26 protein-coding genes and 2 pseudogenes are annotated in these 25,563 nt (G+C 39.4%); 7 read left to right on the top strand and 21 right to left on the bottom strand.

Annotated elements, in window-relative coordinates; all coding sequences use genetic code 11:
* Positions 1-136 precede the first annotated feature (136 nt).
* The 7 genes and pseudogenes from DWY63_RS04250 (at position 137) to tnpC (DWY63_RS04220) (ending at position 7,255) form a co-directional block, all read left to right on the top strand.
* Positions 137-1,729, top strand: coding sequence for a hypothetical protein (locus DWY63_RS04250; RefSeq protein ID WP_117801431.1), 1,593 nt, complete (start codon positions 137-139; stop codon positions 1,727-1,729).
* A 486-nt stretch (positions 1,730-2,215) separates the two neighbouring features.
* On the top strand, positions 2,216-2,617 hold the full coding sequence (locus tag DWY63_RS04245) for a hypothetical protein (protein ID WP_009243735.1): 402 nt from the start codon (positions 2,216-2,218) through the stop codon (positions 2,615-2,617).
* On the top strand, positions 2,607-2,975 hold the full coding sequence (gene tnpB, locus DWY63_RS04240) for an IS66 family insertion sequence element accessory protein TnpB (RefSeq protein WP_009243734.1): 369 nt from the start codon (positions 2,607-2,609) through the stop codon (positions 2,973-2,975). Before DWY63_RS04245 ends, tnpB (DWY63_RS04240) begins: the two co-directional genes overlap by 11 nt.
* 279 nt (positions 2,976-3,254) lie before the next feature.
* Positions 3,255-4,586: pseudogene (tnpC, locus tag DWY63_RS04235) on the top strand (IS66 family transposase); the annotation flags it as partial.
* Between the two features lie 149 nt (positions 4,587-4,735).
* Positions 4,736-5,149 carry an IS66 family insertion sequence element accessory protein TnpA gene (gene tnpA / locus DWY63_RS04230; protein ID WP_199607180.1) on the top strand — a complete coding sequence of 138 codons (414 nt, stop codon included), beginning with the start codon at positions 4,736-4,738 and terminating at the stop codon, positions 5,147-5,149.
* Complete coding sequence (tnpB, locus tag DWY63_RS04225; protein ID WP_009246070.1) at positions 5,143-5,487, top strand: IS66 family insertion sequence element accessory protein TnpB; 345 nt, start codon at positions 5,143-5,145, stop codon at positions 5,485-5,487. The genes tnpA (DWY63_RS04230) and tnpB (DWY63_RS04225) overlap by 7 nt, the downstream gene beginning before the upstream one ends.
* Positions 5,488-5,637: 150 nt before the next feature.
* A pseudogene (gene tnpC, locus DWY63_RS04220) lies at positions 5,638-7,255 on the top strand (IS66 family transposase).
* Positions 7,256-7,528: 273 nt separating this feature from the next.
* Here the strand turns inward: tnpC (DWY63_RS04220) and tnpB (DWY63_RS04215) are convergent.
* The 21 genes from tnpB (DWY63_RS04215) to DWY63_RS04115 all read right to left on the bottom strand — a co-directional run bounded on the left by tnpB (DWY63_RS04215) (position 7,529) and on the right by DWY63_RS04115 (position 25,522).
* Positions 7,529-7,768, bottom strand: coding sequence for an IS66 family insertion sequence element accessory protein TnpB (gene tnpB / locus DWY63_RS04215; RefSeq protein WP_117801430.1), 240 nt, complete (start codon positions 7,766-7,768; stop codon positions 7,529-7,531).
* On the bottom strand, positions 7,762-8,172 hold the full coding sequence (tnpA, locus tag DWY63_RS04210) for an IS66 family insertion sequence element accessory protein TnpA (RefSeq protein ID WP_242998605.1): 411 nt from the start codon (positions 8,170-8,172) through the stop codon (positions 7,762-7,764). Before tnpA (DWY63_RS04210) ends, tnpB (DWY63_RS04215) begins: the two co-directional genes overlap by 7 nt.
* A 141-nt stretch (positions 8,173-8,313) precedes the next feature.
* Positions 8,314-8,700, bottom strand: coding sequence for a hypothetical protein (locus DWY63_RS04205; RefSeq protein ID WP_117801429.1), 387 nt, complete (start codon positions 8,698-8,700; stop codon positions 8,314-8,316).
* 140 nt (positions 8,701-8,840) lie between these two features.
* On the bottom strand, positions 8,841-9,182 hold the full coding sequence (locus DWY63_RS04200; RefSeq protein WP_117801428.1) for a hypothetical protein: 342 nt from the start codon (positions 9,180-9,182) through the stop codon (positions 8,841-8,843).
* A gap of 48 nt (positions 9,183-9,230) precedes the next feature.
* Positions 9,231-9,737, bottom strand: a complete 507-nt coding sequence (gene rfbC / locus DWY63_RS04195) for a dTDP-4-dehydrorhamnose 3,5-epimerase (RefSeq protein ID WP_117801427.1) — start codon at positions 9,735-9,737, stop codon at positions 9,231-9,233.
* Positions 9,731-10,594: a helix-turn-helix domain-containing protein gene (locus DWY63_RS04190; protein ID WP_117801426.1), complete on the bottom strand. Its 864-nt coding sequence runs from the start codon at positions 10,592-10,594 to the stop codon at positions 9,731-9,733. Before DWY63_RS04190 ends, rfbC begins: the two co-directional genes overlap by 7 nt.
* Positions 10,595-10,623: 29 nt before the next feature.
* Positions 10,624-10,806, bottom strand: a complete 183-nt coding sequence (locus tag DWY63_RS04185) for a helix-turn-helix domain-containing protein (protein WP_117801425.1) — start codon at positions 10,804-10,806, stop codon at positions 10,624-10,626.
* 16 nt (positions 10,807-10,822) lie between these two features.
* Positions 10,823-12,229: a hypothetical protein gene (locus DWY63_RS18300; protein ID WP_243001835.1), complete on the bottom strand. Its 1,407-nt coding sequence runs from the start codon at positions 12,227-12,229 to the stop codon at positions 10,823-10,825.
* A gap of 127 nt (positions 12,230-12,356) precedes the next feature.
* Entirely contained in the window at positions 12,357-13,400 is a 1,044-nt protein-coding gene (locus DWY63_RS04175) for an SGNH/GDSL hydrolase family protein (RefSeq protein ID WP_117801424.1), read from the bottom strand.
* 120 nt (positions 13,401-13,520) lie between these two features.
* Positions 13,521-13,916, bottom strand: coding sequence for an adenylyltransferase/cytidyltransferase family protein (locus DWY63_RS04170; RefSeq protein WP_158568318.1), 396 nt, complete (start codon positions 13,914-13,916; stop codon positions 13,521-13,523).
* 22 nt (positions 13,917-13,938) lie between these two features.
* Positions 13,939-15,162 (bottom strand): DUF1015 domain-containing protein, encoded by a 1,224-nt coding sequence (locus DWY63_RS04165; protein WP_117801422.1) that lies wholly within the window; start codon positions 15,160-15,162, stop codon positions 13,939-13,941.
* Between the two features lie 5 nt (positions 15,163-15,167).
* Positions 15,168-15,602 carry an adenylyltransferase/cytidyltransferase family protein gene (locus DWY63_RS04160; RefSeq protein ID WP_117801421.1) on the bottom strand — a complete coding sequence of 145 codons (435 nt, stop codon included), beginning with the start codon at positions 15,600-15,602 and terminating at the stop codon, positions 15,168-15,170.
* Positions 15,603-15,617: 15 nt separating this feature from the next.
* Positions 15,618-16,448, bottom strand: a complete 831-nt coding sequence (locus DWY63_RS04155; RefSeq protein ID WP_117801420.1) for a LicD family protein — start codon at positions 16,446-16,448, stop codon at positions 15,618-15,620.
* Between the two features lie 193 nt (positions 16,449-16,641).
* Positions 16,642-17,634: an NAD-dependent epimerase/dehydratase family protein gene (locus tag DWY63_RS04150; RefSeq protein ID WP_117801419.1), complete on the bottom strand. Its 993-nt coding sequence runs from the start codon at positions 17,632-17,634 to the stop codon at positions 16,642-16,644.
* 2 nt (positions 17,635-17,636) lie between these two features.
* On the bottom strand, positions 17,637-18,590 hold the full coding sequence (locus tag DWY63_RS04145) for a hypothetical protein (RefSeq protein ID WP_117801418.1): 954 nt from the start codon (positions 18,588-18,590) through the stop codon (positions 17,637-17,639).
* Positions 18,591-18,632: 42 nt separating this feature from the next.
* On the bottom strand, positions 18,633-19,625 hold the full coding sequence (locus tag DWY63_RS04140) for an NAD-dependent epimerase/dehydratase family protein (RefSeq protein ID WP_117801417.1): 993 nt from the start codon (positions 19,623-19,625) through the stop codon (positions 18,633-18,635).
* A 20-nt stretch (positions 19,626-19,645) separates the two neighbouring features.
* Positions 19,646-20,845, bottom strand: a complete 1,200-nt coding sequence (locus tag DWY63_RS04135) for an ATP-grasp domain-containing protein (protein WP_199607178.1) — start codon at positions 20,843-20,845, stop codon at positions 19,646-19,648.
* Between the two features lie 12 nt (positions 20,846-20,857).
* Positions 20,858-21,967 (bottom strand): DegT/DnrJ/EryC1/StrS family aminotransferase, encoded by a 1,110-nt coding sequence (locus tag DWY63_RS04130; RefSeq protein WP_117801416.1) that lies wholly within the window; start codon positions 21,965-21,967, stop codon positions 20,858-20,860.
* Between the two features lie 14 nt (positions 21,968-21,981).
* A complete protein-coding gene (locus DWY63_RS04125) occupies positions 21,982-23,415 on the bottom strand; it encodes a lipopolysaccharide biosynthesis protein (RefSeq protein ID WP_117801415.1) in 1,434 nt (477 codons plus the stop codon).
* Positions 23,405-24,403, bottom strand: coding sequence for a glycosyltransferase family 2 protein (locus DWY63_RS04120; protein WP_117801414.1), 999 nt, complete (start codon positions 24,401-24,403; stop codon positions 23,405-23,407). The genes DWY63_RS04125 and DWY63_RS04120 overlap by 11 nt, the downstream gene beginning before the upstream one ends.
* A gap of 12 nt (positions 24,404-24,415) precedes the next feature.
* Positions 24,416-25,522 (bottom strand): EpsG family protein, encoded by a 1,107-nt coding sequence (locus tag DWY63_RS04115; protein WP_117801413.1) that lies wholly within the window; start codon positions 25,520-25,522, stop codon positions 24,416-24,418.
* Positions 25,523-25,563: the final 41 nt, after the last annotated feature.

Here is a 25,563-nt window from a genome sequence, read left to right as displayed (position 1 = left end):
TAAAAAGACTTTAACATAGAGGCTGTAATGAAATTATCTCTATAAAGTCTTATGAGATTTGCCACTTGATGAGACTGCATAAAATTAAGATCATTGGCTAAGCTAATGGTTCTGAGTGAATAGTTGAAGAAAATATATGAACGAAATAAAATTGATTGAAGAAATAGAAGATGCGATACATAATACAAAATATGATGAACTTTTATATAAAATAGAATTAAAATTGAAAAAAATGTTTTATAAATATACTACAGAAGATGTGCTGGCTTTGATAAATAGGACTATTATATTTCACAATTATAATATCAATTGTAAGGAAGAAAATTATTCCGAATATCAAAGAGATAAGCATGTTTCATTGAAAATTCTATTATCATTGCCAGAGTATTATTACAAAAATATATCAGAAAAAGGAAAAGACTCTATATATGATTATAAAAGTGTCATTGACGAACTGGTTGGAATAATAGCAGAACTAGAATATGTATATTATTATTATCCGTATAAAAACAAAAAAGATTTTATGCTTGATAATGAAAATCAATTTTATATGAATTATTTCAAATCATACTACTTTGATTATCCGGCTATAGAGATAAGAGATTTTTTGGAATTTTTTAAATCTAATATTAATTTATGTGAGGAAGTGTTAGATGATAATAATTTTAAAGAATCACTCGATTTAATGCTATATTTACAGGAATTTGAAAGTAACTTAAGAAAAGAGAAACTTTCGCTAAATTTATTATTTGATAAGGATATAAGAAGAATAATTAATTCTGAAAATATATATATTCTTTATCCGCTAAGAACTGTAAAGAAAATATGTTGTAAAAAGAAAATTAACTTTAAAACTTTTATGAAAAATTATGCATTTGATTTAGAAGATAATGAAAAGAAAGAAACTGATTTAATAGATATACTTGCTGAGTCTAAGGATAAACGTTTTATGTTCATAACTTCGAAATTTCTATTCTTTCCTAGAAATTATTATTGGATGTACAAAATGTATGACATAGTATGGAGAAGTGCTAATATTTCAAAAAAAATAGATTATGGAAAAACAATAAAAAGTTTGATGCATGAAAATACGATTTTTGAATTGTTAAAAGAATATTTTGGACAAAATAATGTTTATGCAAATGTGTATTTAAAGAGAACAGGACGCCAATATGCAGAAAAAGATTTTGTTGTTTTTTATCAAAATAAAATTTTATCCTTTGAAGCAAAATCTAATTTGTTGCCTAAACCCGAATTAGATGATAGTATTGATAATGTAAAATTAAAGTGTGAGGAATGTATTAGAAAAGCATATGCCCAGAGTTTAGAAGTGAAGCAGAAGGTTATGAGTGGTACAGCTGTATTTTATGATTGCTCAAATAAGAAAAATAATGTAGTATTAGACTTGAGAAATTCCAAAGTTGATGAATGTTTACAGATAATAGTTATGTATGAAGAATATTTGGGGATTGAAACTAATATTGAACATATATGTCCAGATTTTGATGCATGGATAATTGATATTAAAAATTTGAAATTTATTCTTGCAGATACAATTGGAAAAGGAAAATTTGAGAGATTAATTGATTATGCTAAAAAAAGAAAAAATGCATATGGTTTAGTTGACGTTCAATCAGGTGAAGAATTAAAAGTTTATAATTTATATAAAAGTATGCCCATTTTCTTTGAATATGATTGTAAAGATAGAGGAATAAGCGTACATATATAATATTTTGAATATTAAGCCTACCGTAAATTATAAAAAAATAATAAATTACAGAAAATTTGAAGCTGAATGGAAAATAAGGCTTGAGTATTTTTGTATATGTTAATTAAAATGATGTAATTTCATTTTGTAGTAGTATAAAACAAACCTGAAAGCCACCAGAACTACACACAATAATGACAATATAGCAATGGTACTGGATTGGTACTAAAAATGTGTGAAACGAATAATAGTGAGTGGAAAAGATGTATATTATCGATACGAAACAGTATAGATAACTGTGCTAAAACAACTAGAATCAAACCAAACTTTGCGAGTTTGAATAAAAAAATGGAGCTCGGAAATCCAGCATTTATGCGTAAACGGTAGAACCTGAGTACCTTTTTATTCACTTCAAGTTATGCCATAATCATACTCAACAAAATAACATAGTCAAAAAAGTTTAGTACTTAACTTTTTTAACTGACTATGATTCAGAGGAGGAATATTATGGCTACGCAAACCAGCCTTGTAGCTCAGCAGGTGAGGATCAGACAATGGGCAGAACAGATCCGGAATTGTCAGAACCGTCCCAAAGGGATGGATGTTGAAACCTGGTGTACCCAAAATAATCTTACAAAAGCCAACTATTATTACCGTCTCCGGCGTGTCAGGCAGATATGCCTGGATCAGATGCAGGACACAGAAACCACTGCTTTTGTGGAACTGCCCGCACCTGCACCAGATCCAAAGAAAACAGATACTCCAAAAGAATCCGGTACATGCATTTCGGCAGGAACTCTGCCAATGATCCGTATTAAAAATACCAGGGGACTGTCAGCTGAGATATTTTCCGGTACTTCACCGGAAATGCTCTGCCATCTCATAAAGGCTTTTACCCATGCTGAATGATGCAGATGCTTCCGGGTTTAAAAAGGTGTATCTGGCGATGGGATTTACGGATCTCCGTCGTGGGATCGATGGACTGGCAACGATCGTACGCTTTCAGTTTAAGCTTGATCCTTACGACAAAAATACACTGTTTCTTTTCTGTGGAAGAAGATGTGACCGGATCAAAGCACTGCTCTGGGAAGGTGATGGTTTTCTCCTTATGTACAAGAGACTCGATAATGGTGCATTCCGGTGGCCCCGCTCGGCAGATGAGGCAATGGCGATCACAGACGACCAGTACCGTATGCTGATGCAGGGACTGGAGATCGTTGCACGCCATCCGATCTCTGAGCTGAAAGAGACACCCCGCATTATGTAGCCTGTGCAAAATGCCGAAAATAAAAAAGTACCAAAACTGTAAAAATGATGTGTATCAACCGGATGAAAAAGGTTATCCACAAACAGTCTTTTCTCATTCCATTTGTTATCGTGTGGATAGAAAAACTGTTGTGGATAATACATCTGAAAAGCTGTAAAACAACGGCTTTCCAGATGTATTATCCACCGTCATTATGACGAAAGCCCATATCTGAAGGATTGGCGGAAATACAAAAATTCTGTTATAATCGGAATCAGTATAAAGACAGGAGTTCCGGTTATGACGATCAAGTACACAAAAGAACAACTGAATAAGTTTGATAAGGATCTGCTGATAGAGCTTTTTCTTGGGATGCAGGGACAGATGGAAGAATTGTCCAGGCAAACGCAGGCCTTAAATGACAGGATGCAGCTGATGATGGAACAGATGGTCCTTTTCCAGAAGAACCGTTTTGGCAGATCCAGCGAAAAAATGGCGGATTCTGAACAGATACGTTTCATGGAAGTAGACGGGACTATCGTATTCTTTAATGAAGCAGAGGCAGTCTGCGACCTGGATGCACCGGAACCTGATGACCTGGAATTGAAAGCACCCAAAAAGAAAAAACAGCCAGGGAAAAAAGCGGCTGATATAGCAGGGCTGACAGTAAAACGTATTGATCACTATCTGAAAGAGGAAGAACTGACGGCTGAGTTTGGTGAAAACGGATGGAAACAGCTTCCGGATGCCATTTCCCGATGTTATCAGTTCATTCCGGCCAGTGTCGTGATAGAGGAACATCATATCGGCGTTTATTCCAGTAAACTGGATGAACACATGATAAAGGCACCCCATCCCAGAAATCTGCTTCATGGAAGCCTTGTATCCCCGTCCCTTGCTGCGGCAGTCATAAATGGTAAGTATGTAAATGCGGTACCTCTCTACCGTCTTGAAAAAGAATTCGAAAGGTACGGGCTTGCCATTACCAGACAGAACATGGCGAACTGGATGATCCGTCTTGGGGAAGAATATCTGGGAACCATGTATGATTATCTGCATAAACTTCTGTATGATTATCATGTGATACAGGCAGATGAGACTCCTGTACTTGTAAATAAGGACGGGCGTCCTGCCGGCAGCCAGAGTTACATGTGGGTGTACCGGTCCGGCTTTATGTACCGGGATCGTCAGATCATCCTTTATGAATACCAGAAAACGCGTAATGCATCCCATCCCCGGGAATTCCTGAGGGATTACACCGGGATCTGTGTTACGGATGGGTACCAGGTATATCATACATTGGAAAAGGAGCGTGAAAATCTGAAGATTGCAGGCTGCTGGGTTCACTGCAGGCGCAGGTTTAACGATGCACTGGAAGTGATACCCAAAGCACACCGAAAGGAATCAATCCTGCATCTGATCATGAAACAGATACAGGCCATTTACCGGGAAGAGGGAAAACTGTCTGATTTTTCTACGGAAGACAGGCTCATGCAGCGTCAGCTTGTGGTAAAACCACTGGTGGATGCTTTCTTTGCGTACCTGAAACAGAATGAACCTAAGATTCCAAAGAACGGTAAAATACGGGAAGCATTTACATATGCACTGAACCAGGAAAGCTACCTGAAAGTTTGTAAGTGCAAAATAATTCGACGGATTGTGTTGCCCTAAAAAATATCCCATAATAATCAATAGAGAATGCAAGCATTTTACTTCATCTTTTCTTGCTAGAAATGATAGGTGCGAGTATTTTACTCTATTCAAGTTATGGAGGTGTGCTCATGAAAAGCAAAAGAATACCTGCCGAAGAACAATACCGTCTCATCATGGAATGCCGTCAAAGTGGATTGACAGATCATCAATGGTGTGTGGAACATGATATCAAGCCAGGAACTTTTTACAACTGGGTAAAAAGACTGCGTCAGAAAGGTTGTGTGGATTTGCCGGCGTCAACTGGACGCACCTATCGCGCACCAGAAAGCCAGGAAGTTGTCAGAGTGGAGTTTCATGATACTGACCCGATTCCTTATGAACAGCCATTAAATGTAATTCCGGCAGCTACGGAAAGGAATAACTTTTCCGTAGCAGAGTCAATGAAGCTGTCTGTAGGCAGCTTTCATCTAACAATACCAAATGGAACAGATCCTCAGCTTCTGGCTCAAACGCTTCGAATTGTGAAGGAGCTGGAATGTTAGGGGATATCACAGCCGCCGATGAAATCTATATCGTAACAGGCAGAACGGATATGCGGAAATCCATTGACGGGCTGTGTGCTATTGTAGAGGATCAACTCCATATGGATCCAAGGCGAAGTGCCCTGTATCTTTTCTGTGGAAAACGTTGTGACAGGATCAAAGCTTTGCTCTGGGAATCTGACGGATTTGTGCTGCTGTATAAACGTATGGAAGTTCAGGGCAGGTTTCGCTGGCCCAGAAATCAGCTGGAAGTAAAACAATTGACCTGGCAGCAATTCGACTGGCTCATGTCCGGGCTTGAAATCGAACAACCCAAGGCATTCAAACCTACGGAATGATCGCGTAAAACATCTATGCCAACCAACAGAAACGGAGGGGCTTCTCACCCTGTATCATGTCTGAAATTCCTTGTAAATGCTGGGTTTTCTGCTTCTTTTTCATTGCTTTTTATGGTATAATAAGAGCAGTGAAAAAGGAGCAGAAAACATATGGCTGGCAATTCAAAAGATTCAAAAATCCTTGCGTACAAGGACATGATCAACCAACTGAATAAGACGATTTCCACACAGACAGAACGGATCCAGTCTTTACAAAAAAACATTGGAAGCAGACCGGCTGGAAAAAGAAAACCTTCGTCAGCAGATTGAATATCTCACGAAGAAACTTTTTGGTACTTCCAGTGAAAAACGGAAAGATATCGATGGCCGGTTGAATCTTTTTGATGAAGCCGGGCAGGAAGCAGATCCGACATGGGAACAGGAACTTCCTGATGACATCACTGTTCCGGAACATAAGAGAAAAGCAAGACGGACACATGCTGATCTCTTTAAAAATGTTCCTTCCTGCGACGAGATCCTTTCTCTTCCAGAGGAGGAGCGAAACTGTCCAACCTGCGGAACGCAGATGGAATGTATTGGGAAAGAATTCGTCCGCCATGAATTTCGTTTTACCCCTGCCAAGGGAAAAGTAGTAAATATCTATCGTGAAACCTATAAATGCCCGGAGTGTGCCATATCAGAGGAACATCCGGATGATCAGACATTTGTCAAAGCCCCTGTTCAGGAAGCATTGATCCCGGAAAGTTATGCATCGGAATCCGTTGTCGGATGGGCAATGCACCAGAAGTACCAGAATGGTCTGCCGTTAAACAGGCAGGAAGAGGACTGGAAGCAACTGGGTGTCCCATTAAGCCGGGCTACGCTTGCTAACTGGATCATTTACTGTGCCGAGAATTATCTCCGTCATGTTTATGATTATTTTCACCGTCAGTTACGGATGCGTAAATATCTGATGGCAGATGAAACCCAGGTTCAGGTACTGAATGAGCCGGAGCGTAATCCTGAAACGGATTCCTGGATGTGGCTCTTCCGCAGTGGAGAAGATGGACTTCCGCCGATCCTGCTCTACCATTACACAGAGACAAGGGCAAAGTTCCATGCAGCATCTTTCCTACAGGGGTTCAGCGGATATCTGGAGACGGATGGATACCAGGGTTATAATAATCTGCCGGACATCAAACGCTGCTCTTGCTGGGCACATGTGAGACGTTACTTCACAGATGCCATACCGAAAGGGAAAGAGTATGATTACAGCCTTCCGGCAGTGCAGGGAGTACAGTTCTGTTCCAAGCTGTTTGATTGTGAGCGGTACTCAAAAGCAAAAAATCACACTGCGGAGCAGAGAAAACAATTTCGTCTTGAAAAGGAGAAGCCAATACTGGAGGCATTCTGGAATTGGCTGGATCAACAGCGCCCAAACAAAGGAACCCGTTTGGCGAAAGCGGTAAACTATGCCCAAAATCGGAAAGACACCCTGATGACTTATCTGGAAGACGGTCATTGCAGTTTGTCCAATAATCTTAGCGAGAATGCAATCAGGCCATTCACTGTCGGCCGGAAGAACTGGCTGTTCAGTGCCAGTCCGAAAGGAGCTGCCTCCAGTGCTATTGTGTATACAATGGTCGAGATGGCAAAAGCGAATGATCTGAATACCTATAAATATCTGACATATCTCTTATCACAGCGGCCAGACGATAAAATGTCAGATGAACAGTTGGAACAGCTTGCCCCATGGAGCGAGACTGCGAAAACGAACTGTCAAAACTAAAATAGAGTAAAACGCTTGCATCTATCATTTTGGTGCAAGCGTAATTCATGAGTAACGTAGCAATATTTTGCGCTTACTTTACTAAAGGAAAACAACGCCTGAAAAATGCCGAATTTACAAGGGATTTCCGGATTTTTCTATGCAGGATTTCTGCCAGGATCCACGAGCTTTTTATTCTGCTTTGAGGGCTTTTGGCTGGTCAATATCAATCCCGGACATCAGCCAGTCAAACTCCCGCCAGGAAAGATTCCGGACCTCTGACTGCTTTCTGGGCTATTGATAACCGCCGCGGACAGACAATCGCTTATAGATCAGAACGAAGCCATCCGGTTCGCGGAACAAGGCTTTAATCCTGTTCCGTCTTCTTCCACAGAAAAGGAAGAGAGCACTGGACGACGGATCCATCTTAAGCTGGTCTTCGATAACGGTGCAGAGTCCGTCAATAGATTTCCTCATATCCGTGTAGCCACAGACAATGTAGATCTTCTCAAGTCCGGAAACATCACCTAACATGAAAACTCCTGAAGCATGCGAAAAGTCCTGGTGAGCAGAACAGGATCCGCATCATTGCTGATGCGGACTGTGATATCCTTCATAGAAACTTCAATCGTATGTGGATTGTCAAGGTTCGAATTTAGCATCTGCGATGCGGTATGCTGTTCCGGAATGTGATCCGGAACAATGTCAATGGGAACCACGTCCTGTTTCGGGCGTGGAACCTCAAGATGACCATAATTCGCCGCTGGGATCTGATCCGCTGCTGTTTTCCGACAACGGCTGACCCAGTTGTAAAAGGTGCTTACTGCAATGTCGTTTTCACGACACCAGTCAGCATCTGTCATGCCGCTCTGACGGCATTCATTGATAAGTCTGATCTGTTCCACCATCGGAACGCGGGTCTTGCGAGTACCTGCCATAACCTATCCTCCATAATTGTAGTGAAATAATCTAAGTATCTATCAGCTGCAATTATAGGGGAAATCTAAGGATTTGAAAATCCGCAGGAATACTTGGCGCTTACTGTATTACTCTCACAGTGAAGCGTTTTTCGTTACAAACTATATGTCGAGAACCTCCAGCATCAGCCGCATCCCGACTTTCATGCCTTCCTCAAAGGCAGTCTTTTCCCAAGCGCAGCACACACTCCCCTGTCTGTCCATAATTTTCTCCCACAGCGGGATATCTCCGCCGTAGTCATCCACCAAGACATCCATTCCAGCTATACCTCTGAGCCAAGTTTCCAGATCTTTCTCTTTTTGCTTGGCCTCCTTGCCGGCCTCGGTGGTCTGCGGTGCTATGGAATTATTCTCCGTGTAATGCTCGTAGATCAAATCCAGCAGATTCTCGACCGGTGGATAGTACTTCGGCGATGCTCCTTCCAAGTATCTTTTCAATATTTCTTTTAGTTTTTCTATGACGCTACCGCCCTTTCCAACCGTGAGCAATTACATTCTGCTCCCCGGTTAGGATGGATATTAGCATCAGGTTTTGCACATAGCAACTTGTTTTTACGATTAGTTTTGACTAACCCACGCCTCTAAAAATAACCGTGCGAACTTCTGGAGTTCAGTCCACACGGCTTATATTACTTCAGCTTCTCAAGAATCTCATCAGCACTCATGCCGCCAGCCAGCAGTTTCTTAACCACAGCCTCAGCTTCCGACTTTTTCGCTTCTTCAGCTGCTTTCTGATCCGCTTTAGCTTTCTTTGCTTCGAGCTTGGCGATTTCCTTTTCAACCTGCTTAATCTCAGCTTTCTGCGATTTCAACGATTCACGCATAGACTTGATGTCCGTCTTTAATTCCTCAATCTGAGTGACGGTCTTGGCTACGCCCTCTTCTAAGAGAGCTTTGTCCTTCTGCAGCTTTACAATCTGTGCATCGAAGTCGATTTTTGTGCGGTTTTTGCTTCCTTTGGTTCTGGGCATAATACGATACCTCGATTCAGTTTTATATGTATTTTTATTAAACCACCATTATTTATCTTTGGCAATAGAGAATGGAAATTTCTCCGCATTCCTGTCTTTCTCCGAAACAATATACTCCCCTTCTGGCCAGCTCTCGCTTTCCCAGATGAAGTCCGAATCGTACCTCACAGCTCTCGCGGCTTCTGCGCAGAAGTCGTTATCCACGCACCACTGCATCAGGGTGTCATCTTCCAAAGTCAGGTATCCGTGGGCGAAGCCTCTCGGAATGTACATTTGCTTCTGATTTTCAAAGGACAGAATCTCGCCATAGGCGTATCCAAAAGTATCTCCCGGTCTGATATCCACGGCAACATTGAAAATCGAACCATGTAGGCAGGATACCAGCTTTGCCTGCGCGTACTCTCCCTCTTGGAAGTGTAGTCCACGGAGCGTTCCAGCTTTCTTGCTGAACCCTTGGTTGATTTGAACCACGTGAAATCCCTCTGCTGACACCGACAACCACCCACGGAAATCTTCAAAACGTTGTGTTTCAATTATTTCTGGCTTGTCTACCATTGCTTTCTATACTCCCTTGGACTGATTCCCTCTACTTTTCGGAACATCCGACTAAAATAGTTTGCATCTGCCATGCCGACCGCAACGCCTATTTCATCCACAGTCATATCCGTGAAGCGAAGCAGCTGCTTGGCTCTGGTGATCCGTTTTGAGATCAGATAGTTATTGACCGTCGTTCCGTAGCTCTCTTTGAAGATTTTGGATAGATAGAACTTGTTGATAAAGAACTTCTCTGCCAACTCTTCCAGCATAATTTTCTCTGTAAAGTGTTCGTCCAGATATTCCTTCACGGCTGCCAGTTCCATTCTCTTCCGGCTCACCGTCACGCTCTCTGGATGCCAGGACTGTTCCATTAGGAGAGTCAATAGACTTCCCAGCTTCTCATTGATCCGCATATCCCGGATGTAATCAGATGAGGAAGCTAAGTTATAGAGTTCTGTTAGGAGTAATGTGAAGGGTGTTAGATCATCTGGATGAAACACAGGCCGACCACCACGCTCCTTGTATTTCTCATACACAGCCGGAAGGGATGGCGCATAGAAGTGGCACCATTGAAGTGACCAGAGATTATCGGATGTAGAATGGCTGTACGCTTTCCGACAGTCGATAAACACACAGTCCCCGGCTGACAGCTCATAGGTCGTTCCTTCGTAGGTGAGGGTTCCGTTTCCAGACAGAACTACGAAGCACAGAAACGAGGTCAGGTTCGTTCTGGTCGATGTATGCGGGTGGATGGCCTGCAGCGATCCGACCTCCTGCAGATGCAGTAACGATGTCCGCGCAAACGTGGACGGGGTGTATAGGATTCGGGAGGAGGTCACGGACGACGATTGTGGGTTGAATAATTCTTGATCCATATTAGCATCCTCACCCTTTCTCCGAATCCTTACTTTACTTTCCGTCTCTTATATCCCGCCGGTGGCACTGCATCTTTGGGAATATGCCACGGTGAACCTTTTCGGTCTTGATTGCAATCCGGGATTTTTCCCTCACGGCACCACTTTGATACCGTGGCCGGAGTAACGCCAAATTTCTCTGCAAATTCTCTGGTTCCGATTGCTTCGCTCATATGTGTTCCCTTTTACTTATGCATTACTTGCAGATGTCTGTTTTTTCGAATCGATCATATAAAGATATGGAGGGTTCTTTCCTTCATCAAGCATTTTTTGATACTGCTCTTTTATTTTTTTGTCACGACCCGGATTTCCAACCATAACATATACAAATATCCTATTGTTTGTTCCTTCCGCCTGCGCATAGCTTTCTATCTGTTCTTCAAATCCATGCAAATAATCATTATTGGATGACAATTTAATTTCAACAACAGTTTTATCGTTTCCTCTGCTGACTTTCAAGTCCACCGGGCCAGGCCCTTCATTTGCTTCAAAAGACATATCAATATTATTTGATTCGCAGTAATATTTTCCGCTCAGATGAAGCATTCTTTGAACTGCTTTTTCCCGACGCTGAGTCGATGCGGATTGAATTTCATCCCAGCCCTTATTGTGTTCAACCCAGTCTTTAAAAATATCCAAAACTTTTAAAGCCGCATCATAACTTCCTATTTCACGTTTATCAGCGTGCTCAAGGAAATTAAATGCACCGCTTCTTTTCATTCTTTTAAAGGCATCAGCAACAAAGTACTCAAGATCATTATCAACACAGTAGGGGGCGATTTCTTCTTCTCTATACCCCTCTATTATCTTGGCACAACGCCCCGCATCCATAAAAATGTGCTGTTTTAAATAGTTCTTCTTTTCCGCCGAGCACATCTTTTGCCATTCTAAACCAACTGCTTCGTTGACTTCGTTTCGTATTTTTTCATTTTCTGAAATCACTCTGTCAATATCATCCCAACATCTCGCTATTGGAAGTTCATGTAAAACCTCTGTCGGCAAGTATAATAACTCACAGTTTTTAAATGGGTTAACTGCAATTTCATTTATGAACTCAACATCAGGATAATGAGTTTGATTTATCTGCAACGCTTGATTAATTCGCCTGGTATAAGCCTCTATATCGGGCTTGATAATTGTTGCAATCATATCGCTAAGCCTATCAGCTGCAACATTTTCTTCAAACAAACCGACCAGTTGAAAAATTTCAGGCTGCGTAGATCCATTTTTAACAATATCAAATGCATCGCTAATAACTTTTTCGGACAACACCCTTCCAAAACCAGCATCGACACCGGTTTCAGAAAAGCCAAGATTTACACCATTTAATCCAGAAAACGAAAACTTTTTTAAGGCTTCACGATAAAATCGATCTCCCTTATCTTTTGAGGCACTTAAAAGTATCATTATGTTCGAAAAGAAGTCATTAACACGCTCATATGCATTTGAAAATTCTGGCGTATCAGATTTCTTTAAACGAAGAAGGTTAATAAAGAAGTGACTGTCCTTGTTTATTATAGAATCAAATACACCCAATTCTTCTAGTCGGTCATCCAATTCAAAAAAATCCGAAATAAATACTGGTTCCACTTTCATTATTCCTCCTTGCCTTCGTATTCCTTCACATCTCAGCCAGTCATAAGACCGTTGCCTGCTGCTCACCACGGAGAGGTGTGTGAAGATTTGAGCAGCTACCGTGTGAATAATCACACGGCCTAAATTGTTATTCCCAGCTAAAGCACATTCCCTGGAAGCCATCCGCTTGTTCTTTGCTATTGAACACGACTTTGATTTCCTTTTCTACCGTGCAGTCATCGCTGACTACCATGATATGACGCTGGGAGAAGTCATAGTTAAACGTAACGGTAGGAGATTTGTATAGTTTGCCATCCACGTAGATGTCCGCTTTATTGTCACCAGACTCAAAGGTATAGTCGATACCCAAAATTCCAGACGCAGATGCGTTCAGAGTAAATGTCGTATCATCTACACGCTCAAAATCAGTATCCGCGCCATACCAGATAAAGTTATCGAACTTATGTACATCTGCATTGATGACATCTGCATCTTCCATTTTTCCGGTAGACGCAGTTACATTTTCATCAATAACAGCCTTTACGGTTTCGTAGTAGATTGTCTGACCAGCATCATTCGGATGAACGCCATCTTTGGTCAAATCGTCATAAGACTTGCCAGAGTTATTGAACGCTGCAATTGTGTCTGCTACAGGGATTCCATAATGGTCACAGATGCTTTGGATCGTGGTTATATTGGATGTATAGTCACGTTGTGAGGATTCCAAAATTGAAATAATCGAGCAATTCGGGTACTTATTTTTGATGGCCTGTACCATAGCTTCATAATATACATCCAAGTCTTGTAAGGCATCATTCTGACCATAGCAAATAATCGCCAAGTCGTAGTCAATGTCATCATCAAGTGCCATTGTCCGGACATAACCAGCATAAGAGGTATTACCTCCCATTGAAACATTTGTTACGGATACAGATGCTTTATTAACAGTCCTTAAATATGCTTGTAACTGTTTAAACCACTGCTGCCCATCTGTTTCTGTGCCAGCACCCGCACCGATTGAATCTCCCACAACCAAAACATTAACGTCAAAACCATCTGATAGCTTCTGATAAAAGCTATCCTCTGCCTTTTTCTGTTTTAATGCTGCTTCTTTCTCCTGCTTTTCCTGATACAATTTTGCATTCATTGCTCGTAGTTCTGCCGATTTCTTGTCCTCATCCTTTTTGTTCATCCAAAGGAGAATCCCAAGGATTGCAGCAAGCAAAACTATAATGATCCATAGTATTACATTTTTTCGGGAGCTACTGCGGTACCCCCCCCCGACGATTATGACTCATTCTTTTCTCCTTACTTATAGACTTTTCTTAATTTCTGATGAACAAATTCCAGGTGTTCTTTTCATACGTACAACTTCTTTTCCATTTTCTTTGCACCACTCAATAGCTCTTTGAAATCCTGCATGATTTTGATCCTCGCCAACTGCAAAAACATCAAAATCCAATGTCTTAATAGTCACATCAACATCTGTATAACTTACTACTTCATCAACTACACTTAGCGCACTAACCAATTCTTTTCTCTGCTCTGTTGTATACATAACTTTAGCATCCGGTTTTGTTTTCAATATATAATCGCCATCCTGAACAGCAACTATCAACCAATCTCCAAGGTTCTTCGCATTTTTAAACAACCGAAGATGTCCTAGATGAAAATAATCATATACTCCAAATGTTACAACTTTTTTCATTTTCATTCTCCATATATTCTTGTTATTTTATTCTTCTTGCTTCAATATAATATCTTTTTTCCTGAGCATGTCCCATGGAAAACGTTTTTCGTGGTAATGAACCATTTTTTATGATTTCTGAAAACAAGTTTTCTTTATCGATGGCTGATAATAAAAGCCCTATACAATCGGATTTACAGCTCAGTTTCTTTAAAACATCATTATCGTGAATATAATCAATATCACAATTATTTGTTTTGACGTAATCATCTAAAAATCTTTGTAAAATGCCGACCGTCAATTCTCCTAGACTTTCATCTAAATACAGTACGCCTTGTTGTTCCTTTGTATAATATTCCACCTTATGCTTACTTTGTGATACACATATTGTTTTTATTTTTGTAAGAAAGTCACTGATATCAACATTCATTAGCAATCTATGTATGGGTTCAAACTGTTGTGATTCGTCCTGCAAATTCTCTAGCTCAACTAACGCATATCTTGACTTTATACTTGTTCCAAAAGCTTTCTTTTGCTGTTCATAGCATTCTTTCGCCGTAGCAAGCGAATGATTTCCATCTCCTACAGCAAAGATCATCGGATCTTCATCTAATCCATAATATTTTTCTCTAATATCTTGTAAATACTTTTCTAAAGCAGCATCAAATATCTCTGCTTTGTCTTCAGATACAAGCCATCCAGTGATGTGTCCTCCATCCTGCATCAAATCAAAATCATATAGTATTTCTAGCTTTTCTTTAATCGTCTCAATTGATTCCAGCAATTGATGCTTTTGGTCATCACATAAAAGCAATATATGAGGCAATTCAATGTTCGCATTTTCACGGATCTTGACTCTTGGCGGTATACGGTCTACCACTGTTTTTTCTGTTGCCCTAATTTTAGATTTGGCGTTTGGTTTATAATCGTAATCTTCCAAATCAATTGCGCCAACTATACCTTTACGAATGGCACCATTTTTTAATTTTCGTTCAACATATATATACGAATTATTATATGTTTCAAAAATATTCTTTTTTAAATAGCTGTTCATTGTTTCATTAATATTAGCTATTTTATCATCATTATTTCCCGACAGTTGTGCTTCCGGTAAAATCAAATTATATGTAGATACTTCATCTCCGATATATTTTTGCACATTTTCCCAGTATTCAGGTTGTGATGTGAATTGATCACATGCAACAACTGCCCACTTTCTATAATCTTTAATTTTGGGAAGTAAAATATCCGTTTTTTCAAATACCATCTCGATTATACTTTCTGTTCTTTCATTTTTTCTTTAATTTCTGTAGTGCTTATTCCATGCGTATATGGCAAATACTCAATTGAGGCCCCATACTCTGCGAACTGCTTTTCTGTACGCATATAACGCTCAGATCCCTTCCAGTCATCTCCAGAGAACAGAACATCAAATCCAAATTTCTTTAGCGCCAACATTTTGTCATCGGTTTCTTCAATCGTTACCAACTCGGCTCTGTCTACAACTTTTAGAGCATTCAAAATTCGCATTCTTTGATCTTCTGGGTAAACAGGCTGCTTTTTCTTGATTTCAGTAACATACTTATCATCACAAACACCAACAATAAGAATATCGCACATTTCTTTGCATCTTTCCAAAAGGTTCAGATGTCCCACATGGAAAAGATCAAATACTCCACATGTATATCCAATATGATACTTCTTCATTTAATATTTCCTCCTTTATAACTTCAACTCTATAATCTGGTGCTGATTTCCGCGTTTTTCTATCGGTGGAAGTTGCATATAGTCACCATAAGCCGTGCGCAGATACAGGTCAGAATCCTCTGGAACCGAAAATTCTGTATCCTCAAATATTGCTGTACTCAATTTATCAAAGCATTTCGTAGGAATAATCCACTTTCCGTATGGTGTTGCCCCAGTTGCTTCATAATAATATTGTGTTTTCTGATCATTATATTTTTTATTTATAGCATCAGCATTTTTAATCAAAGTACTTCTATTTTGAGTCAGCGAAAAAATAATATACGGGAGATACTTTATTTCTCCGAGTATGCGTTTCCATAATTTTTTGTGTCTAACCCATGGCTTGACATGATTTTTCATTTGTAGCGCATATCGGTAAAGCATCACCTGTCTGCCATGACTATATCTGTCAGACTCAGAATCCGGATATGCGTCATATGGAAACACATCAACAAATAGCTCATTATGTGCTCCACTATTCTGTGAAACATTCTCTATATATACTGTTCCAAGTTTTCTCACTTTTGCATACGCGTGTGGATAATTTTCATCGCTTTTCCATGTTTGCAAAAAATAGTTTTCGTCTAGCTTTTCGGGCGCAATTCGAATGAACTTTTCATACTCATCTCGAAGCATCCCAATATCCATGTCATCATCCCAAGGGATAAAACCTTTATGGCGAACTGCGCCAAGCAATGTTCCGGAATCCAAAAAGTACTTGATGTTATTTTCATCACATACTCGCTTTATTTCTTTTGCAATCTCTAGCTGTGCGAGTTGAACCCTTCGCAAAGTCTCAGTATCCATGTTAATTTTTCTCCTCCATCAGTTACAAAACGATTTGATTTTATTGTCCAAATTATATTTTCTGGCATCTAATTAAATTGCATCTTCGCCGCACTTGATTAACGTCAAGTGTCGTTTTCTACTACTCACCACGAAGAGGTGTGCAAAATTCGAGTAGCAACCTGCACCATAACAGTGCAGGCTTATAATATTTTTACTCTCCACGAAGCTCTTTAAATCGATTGACTTCCATCTCTTCCTTATAGTTTCTAAACAATGCCTCTACATCATATTTCGGCTCGTAGCCTAATTCCTCTTTTGCGTTGGTCACGTCCATAAGAAATCCACCGCCAGCCGGTTTATCAGGACGATAAACGATTTTGGAGGGATGATCTTTCGGAGAAAACACTTTAATGATCGTTTCAATTTGATGCTGTAACGTTACAGGGACACCAGTTCCAACATTATACCAGCCATGGTCACGGTCAACCTCAACAGCTTTACAAATCATTTGGGCACAATCATAAACATGAACCATATCCTTGGCATAGTTCGGATTGCCCCAAAGTTCAATCGGGTCACCTTTCATAGCCAAATCAATCATTCGATAAACCGGGCGAAGTGTCTTTACTCCATTCGGATGATAATAGTGGTACGGACTATAGTTATAAATCGTCGGGAACCGGAACACAAAATACTTCAATCCATACTCTTCGTAGTAATGCTTCATAAACTCAATCGCGGTATTTTTTGTGATAACATAAACCGCATGATCGCCCTTATAGCTAAAATTATACGGCATATCAGGCTTCAGAACCGCGCCATTTGTTGCTGAGAGCGAAATATCGAATACCGTTGTCGAAAACAGAATTCGGTCAGCATGAACTTTCCGGCAATATTCAAGGACATTATATGCCCCCATAATGTTCGACTTTACATATTTCTCTGGCTGATATCCTTTCATGTAAGACGGAATCTGTGCAGCAAGATCAATAACCGCATACACATCATCTTGTGGAAGCTTATCGAATTCCTCTGGATTGCTGATATCTACGGAAACATACTTTTGTCCCTGCTTTTCAAAGAAATCCGTCTGGCGATGACCTGATGCAATCACCTCATACTTTCCTTTAAAATATTCACACGCATATTTGTGGACATAGGCGCCCACATTTCCAGTTGCACCAAAGATAACAATTTTCTTCATGGTCAAAAAGTCTCCAATCTTAGTATTTTTTCAATCATATAGTCCATATCCTCAGTTGTATATCGCTGATCGCAAGGCAATGGTAGAATATTATCTGCCAACTGATATTCAACATCCGAATTATAGATATTTTCTTTTACATTAGGCCACAGTACTGGGATATATATTTTTTCTCTCTGTAACTGTTGTCGAAGATTTACTCCATTTTTTGTATAGAAAGGGTACATATATGGTCCCGCTGGCAATGTGACTTCAATTTGATTGATTGCTTTAAGCTTTTGATGCAAGTAGCCGAAATTTCTTTCTCGAATACTAGCATCGACCGCATAATCAACACCACGCAGAAGATTATGTGTGATTTTCGACATAGCCTTCAGTGGAAGCTTGTCTATCACTTCTTCATTATTTCGATAAGCACCGTAGAATTCTTGCGCTGAGCGTTCGAATCTCCCTGCAAGAAACTGCAGTCTCTCAAATGATTCATCCTCTGCTAATTCTTTTTTGTATTTGCAAGTCGTATAGAGATACCCACCATCCGGTACCCCAAAAAACTTTCTACAAGTATATATTGTGTCCACACCTACTATGGGCTGTGAATAGAATGCTTGCGCATTATCAACAATCACATTCCTATACTGCCTACAATAAGAAGAGATTTCCGTATCACTATATTGCCCATAATAATTTATCAAATATATCCATTCGTTGCCCGGAACAGAAGTCAATATTGGCTTTAATTGGCCATTCACTGGATAATATTCAATTTCTACATTTTCTTCTTCACACGTTTCTGATATTGCAGAACACAATAATTTGGGGAGCCAAATTCTTCTGATTTCTCTTGCACGGAGCAAAAAGCGAAGACAATTTCGACCACTATTTAAAGCGATACTATTTTCATGGAATTCGTGACCACGATTATTTTCCAGCTCTAAAAATCCACCAATTTCTCTCATGCTGCACTCTCCATTTGAGGTGCAGCAAAGAGACAGATTACATTATATCTGTACCCCCCCATTTATTTTATGAAGTTGCATTTCCTTCTTGAAATCCTGCAGCATTTCTAAATAGTTATATTGAGGATGATACCCTAGTTCTTGTATGGCCGGTGTTATATCCATAATATATTGCGGCGCATTAGGCTTATCCGGTCGCATTATAATGTTAGACTTCTTACCGTTTTCTCCAAATACATCAATCATTCCCTTAATTTGGTCTAAAAGCGAAGTGCCAACGCCTGTACCAACATTGTAATATCCACAATTACGGTTCACAAACAATGCCTTATATAGCATTTGGCAAAAATCTTTGACATAGACCATATCTTTTACGCGGCTTGAATTGCCCCACACTTCAATAGGCTCTCCTGCTATTGCTCTATCAATTAGAAGCCTATATCCAATTTTTCTTTCTACTCCATCCACATAAAACGTGTCTACCGGCGAGTAGAGATAGATTGTCGGCAATCTAAAGATAAATCTCTTCAGTCCATACATTTGATGGTAGTTTTCAATCATATCTACCGCAAAGTTTTTAGACATAACATAAATAGTATGATCTGTCGTGAAGCTGAATTTGCGCGGCAAATCCACTCTTAAAAGCGGATTCTTGTCTCCATAATCTTTTATATCACCAAAGCTCTGCGCAAACAAAATACGATCCGCATTGTTTTTTCTACAATATTCTAATATGTTCAGATTGCCAGTAATGTTTACATCGATATACTTATAAGGATTGTATCCTTTCATTCTCGCAGGCATCGCGCCCGCAAGATCAACCACGGCATAAACATCGTTTGGCAGTTTTGAGAACTCATCTTTATTTGTGATATCCACCCGATAATACGGAACATTTAATTGGTCAAAATAATCTGTTTCGCGAGTACCTGTTGCAACAATTTGATATTCTTCATCCTTATAGTGCTCTAAGAAATACTTTATAAAATACTGTCCGGTATCACCACTAGCACCAAATACAACGATTTTTTTCATTGTGCCTTCCTTTCTGGTAATTACTTTAATACAACATTTACATATTTATTCTGGTTGCCGAGAACTTCTTCAATCCTCTCTTGACTGTCAAATCTGAGAACCAGTGTACCAATTGCTTCATTGGCCGCTTCAAATCCTCCAACAGTGGTGCCTTCTTCAATCCAAAGATCCCTCTCCACTACATTTTCTGCGATCTCATCCGAAATCCAAAGTTCCTTAAAGACACCCGGCTTATCGCTATGAAGAATAATTTCGGCCCAGCAACCGTTATAGGGCTTCTGCTGGATTTCATCAATTTGTAAGCCAACCGAATACTTCACCATGTTCGTAATCATGTCCACACCGGTTGCGTAGCGCAAACATTCTGCCAGACGATTTCCACCGCCACGAGGGGACAGTTCCATAATATACGCTTTACCGTCAGTTCCTTCGCGCGTTTCAATATTGTAAACTGCAGTTTTCATCTTCAGCAATTTGAGAAGACGCTGAATCTCATTTTTTAGTTCTTCCTGATGCTCCGCAGTCATTGAGGACGGCCAGCTATACGCTGCCGGTGTGTACGGGTTCTTTGCCTCCCGGTCAAATCGCTGGCAATCAAAGGATACAAACTTCAACTCGCCATCGATAGAGAAGCTATCTGTGTCGGACGAATAGCCATGCTGCGTAATAAAATCCTCAATAATAAATTCGTCCGAATGAGAATATGAGAGTGCATAATGGATGCTTTTTTCCAAATCCTTGGGATCATCCACACGAGTCACACCTTTACTTCCAGCCGAATCCGTAGGCTTGACGATTACCGGCCAATGGAACATCCCGACATCCTTCAATGCATCATCAATATTCTTGTAGCCTTTTGCAGTCGGAACAGTAAAGCCATTCTGCGTCAGAAATTCGCGGAACTTACTTTTGTTTTGCAGAATGCAAACTGATTCATAGGGTCCCACATTGGGCAATCCCATCTGTTCAGCCACATATGCCGCTGTAATAACACCAGGATCACAGGCAAAGGACATGATGCCATCAATATTCAACTTCTTTGCCGCCTCAAGCGTCTTTTCCTTGTCGATGATGCTGACATTGCAATATTCGTCAGAATACTTGTGCGCAATATTATCTGGCAGATAGTCACAAGTGATCACGTAAATTCCAAGATCATGCGCCGCTTTAATTACCGGGAGTGCATAGCGCGATCCTCCCAAGACCATCAATTTTTTCACGTTATTCCCTCCTTAGTATTTACAACTCAAAATAATATCACAGATTCTATCTACGTCCTCCAGTGCCAAATCAGCATACAAAGGCAACGTAAGTACTCGTTTGCTGATATGCAAGGCAACAGGTGTCTTCGTAACATCATACTTTCCATGGAAACACTCAAATGTATTGGTCAGAGGGTAAAAATACTTTCTGGCTCCAATTCCGTTTTCCGCCAATTTATCAAATACTTCTGCACGGCTCGCGCCAAACAATTTTTCCTCAAACACGACTGGGAAATAGGCATAATTACTCTTTACATCATTCTGAATACAGTTAAGTTGGATCCCATCCACACCATTCAGTCGTTCGCGATATCTTTCAACCACAGCCTTGCGCTTTGCAATTTCCTCATCAACATGACGAAGGTTGCAAAGTCCCATTGCTGCACAGAATTCATTCATTTTTGCATTTGCGCCAACAGCAGGTACTTCTTCTGGCCCGTGGATACCAAAGTTCTTCAATTCATAGAGTTTAGCTCCCAGCTGCTTATCTTTATAGCAAACAGCACCGCCTTCGATACTATTAAATACCTTTGTAGCGTGGAAGCTAAAGCAAGATGCATCACCGAAAGAGCCAATTCCCTTTCCTTTGTATGTTTCGCCAAACGTATGCGCTGCATCATAAATAACTTTAAGCTCATATTTATGCGCAATGCGTTCAATCTCTTCAATATTACAAACATTGCCGTACACATGAACCGGCATAATTGCGCAGGTACGATCAGTAATCAACTTTTCTATTTTGCTTGCGTCCATGCAATAGGTATCTGGGTCAATATCGCAAAACACAGGGGTCAATCCATTACGAACAATCGCATGAGTTGTGGATGCAAAAGTAAATGGCGTCGTGATAACTTCCCCCTGCAAATTCATAGCCTGCAGAGTGAGTTCCAATGCCATGTGACCATTTGTCAAAAGGTCAATATTATCAACACCCAAGTAGTCACATAGATTTGCCTGAAGTTCCTTGTGCTTCGGGCCCATATTGGTAAGCCAATGACTATCCCACATAGATGTAATCTCGTTCATGTACTCATCAAGCTCTGGCATTGATGACCGTGTAACCAAAATTTTGTTCTCCATAATTTCAAACCTCCTCATCTTTTTAGAAACGATTTAACCATTTCAAATAGATATTCAAATTCCTCCAGATGCAATAATGCAGACACTCCGATATAAATTGCGGCACCTGTAAGCACCTGAATAAGCAATATTACAATAGTTGGCAGTCGCAGAAATCCTACGAAATAGACTATAATGCCCATGATTAAGGCAATAATAATTGATGGAAGTATATCTCTCAGCTGTTCAAAATAATTGTAATTAAGCAATTTCCAATTAGGCCATGAGTTTATGACCTGACTACATATGCCCGAAACTATCAAGCTATACGCCATTGCCATAACGCTAATTCTCATTGTAAGCAACAATAACGTTAAACCCATTATTTTCTTTACAATTTCCAACTTAAGAAAAAGGTCACTTCGTCCCATAGCTTTGATAGCATTAAGATTTGCAGTGTGTATAGGCCAAAACATATATGTGAAGCAGAAAATTCTTAAGTAAGGTACACACGGTAGCCACTTATCGGTCAAAAGCAACTTAACCACCGGCTCAGCACAGAACATTAGTCCCATCATCAATGGTGCCATAATGTATGTACTAGTTTTTATGGCACGACGGGTCATGCTCTTAACCCGATCGCGATGGTCTTGTTCTCCTGCCATCGATGGTAATAATACGCTATCAATTGAAGCATTTATATTAGTCACTATAACCTTTGGAAATTTATCTCCTTGATTATAGTAAGCCAAATCAGCTGACGTATATATTTTGCCAATGATTAAGTTTCGCAAATTGTTGTACACTGTATCCAAAAGAGAAGATATCAACAGCTTCCACCCATAGGAAAGTAAGCCTTTTAGGCGTTTCCACGAAAACAGCTTCTTAGGGCGCCATTTCACTGTAACCCAAAGAATCAAGGTATCGATTGCTGTATTTGAAAGTTGTTGTGCAACAATGGACCACACACCACATCCAGCATATGCCATACCAATTCCAAGAAATGCTGAAAAAATTGTTCCCCCTAGCGTTGCAAAGAAAAATCTTTTGAACAGCATATTTCGTGAAACATATGACTGTTGAATGCCCTTTACTCCAGAAATGATAATTGTAAGGCTAATAACACGAATGATTAATATAAGGGATGTATCGTTGTAAAATCCTGCGATTAAGGGTGCTGCCATAAACATTACAGCATACAGAATCAAACACACTGCAAAGTTAAAATAAAAAACAGATGAAAAATCCAAGTCATCAGCATCTTTCTTTTGAATCAGTGCCGTTCCAAGTCCACTATCCACAAAGACCTGCATTATCGTGGTGAAAACCATCACCAATGACACTGTCCCGAAATCACCAGGTGTTAAGATACGCGCTAGAACAATAGATACAATTAAAGTTACCGCCTGCGCACCACATCTTTCTGCAAAACGCCATATAAAATTATTAACAACATTCTTATTGTCCATTTTTCACCTTATCTCGAACCTTTTTAAGTGCTGTATATATTCTTGGAAAATTCGTCATCACATAATACTTTTTTCTGCTCTCCCCTTCAAGCTTTTTATAGATAGATTTATAACTTCTCAATTCTTCAAAATGTTTAAATCTCAGTAATCTATCAACTTCCCTTAAATCCATATATCTTTGAATGATGTCATGATACTTTCTATCTGTATCAATATCCAATTGGTTTGTCATCGCAATCCACCGAACATTCATCGCATTTACAACATCCTCATTATTATAGCGAACGGACCATGACCCTACCGACATAAATCTATAGTCAGCCATACAGTCATTCAAATACAACATTCCCCCTCTAAGAGCCCCTTGAACCTGCAGTGTATAATCTATCTCTAAGAGTTTTCTAAAGGGCAACTCAGAATCAAATACTTTTTTTCTATAAAACAGCGAATTTGTTCCAACAAATCCACCACCACCTGCAATTACCCGGCTTACAGATATTACACCACTTTCTTTTTGCGGACTAATTATCCCAAGGACTTTTCCAGATGCTGCATTAATTTTTCTTACAGCATGAGCACAGATATCAACTTTCGGATGCTTTTCCATTGCATCAAACTGCAATTGCAATTTATCTTCATTTGTCCAATAGTCATCACCCTCGCATAAAGCCACATATTCCCCTGTAATTTGTTCATCTATGATTCTGTTCATTATTCCAGAACCTTTTGAATATTGATTTTCCTTTTCATAGATTGGCTTAACAATATGTGGAAAAGCCTTTTGATATTCCGAAATTATAGATGCTGTTCTATCTTTTGATGCATCATCATGAACAATAATCTCAAATGGAAAAGTCGTTTTCTGCATCAAAAAAGAATCCAATGCATCCGCAATATATTTTTCATGATTGTATGCTAAACATTTAATTGAAACCACTGGCGTCTTCTCCCAGTTCCCCATAATTTCATTTTCTGTTTTCTTTATCATTATCCTGCATCCTCACCGATTATAAAATATGTATGGGATCGTATTCGATACTCCTCCAAAATAATAAATTCTAAGCCAATAACTCAATGCTATTACAACTACAATTAGATAGGTTATCATTCGATTTGATGCTTTATATATAGTCTTCGGAATTTGACCAATTGTCATTACATTTACAATTCCAAAATATAAACTAATTCGATGTCCATAATTCATGAATAAGGCCAACTGTAAAAAGATGACATTAAATAATGCTATCAATTTATAGAAATTATAATTTTTCATTCTTTTTGACAGCATTTTTGAATTTGCAATTAAATAACAAATTTCAATCAAATAAATCAAAGTGTCCAGATAATGCCCTGATGTACTTTCATGTGAAAAGTAATATAAATATCTCGAACTAAGCAGACCAAATTTTATAAGGACTTGACTCCATGTTTTAACACCTAAAACTCCTACAATTGCCACAACAAATAAAGCAAGTTCTCGAATGCTTACATTTTTTTTCACCTTTTTCTTCTGTAAATAACCATATAAACATATATTCAGCAACGAAATAGCTGCTGGAAAATGAATCAAAGTTGCAATAATCGTGCAGAAAATACTCTTTTTGTATTTTTCTTCAACGATGAATGTGCTTCCAAGTAAAACAATCGCCATGGCCATATGCTGACGCACCATATTAAATGAGTCATTATAATACAATGCACAATATACAAGAAGTGCAAACCATGGTGACACCGAATCTCGCATTCTCCACAATGCACAATATACACACCCTACTGTGATAAGCTGAAGTATAAACAGCAGGACTTGAAAATTTTCAAATATTTTTGCAACTATATAGACACACAATAAATATAGTGGTTCCTTTGCATATACAGATGCACAATATTTGGTGAATGCTGTCGACCTAACAGCCAAATCATAATTTCCTTTCACATAATACAGCACATCTGTTCCAATTGTTTTATCACGCAATCCTCCCAATATCGCCAGTACTAAAATTGCACATATTGATAGCATTAATGAAAAAGTAACCATCTTTTTATGGTCAGCCCATTCTGCTAATGCCGTACACAATATTGCAACACTAAAAATCGATAGATATATCATGCACGGCACCTCCTTTGATGATGAATTTTTATTAGCCGTCT

This window comes from Blautia sp. AF26-2, from assembly GCF_003460955.1.
GTDB lineage: Bacteria > Bacillota > Clostridia > Lachnospirales > Lachnospiraceae > Fusicatenibacter > Fusicatenibacter saccharivorans.
Note: the sequence above shows the minus strand (reverse complement) of the source record. Positions and strands in the feature narration are given on the sequence as shown.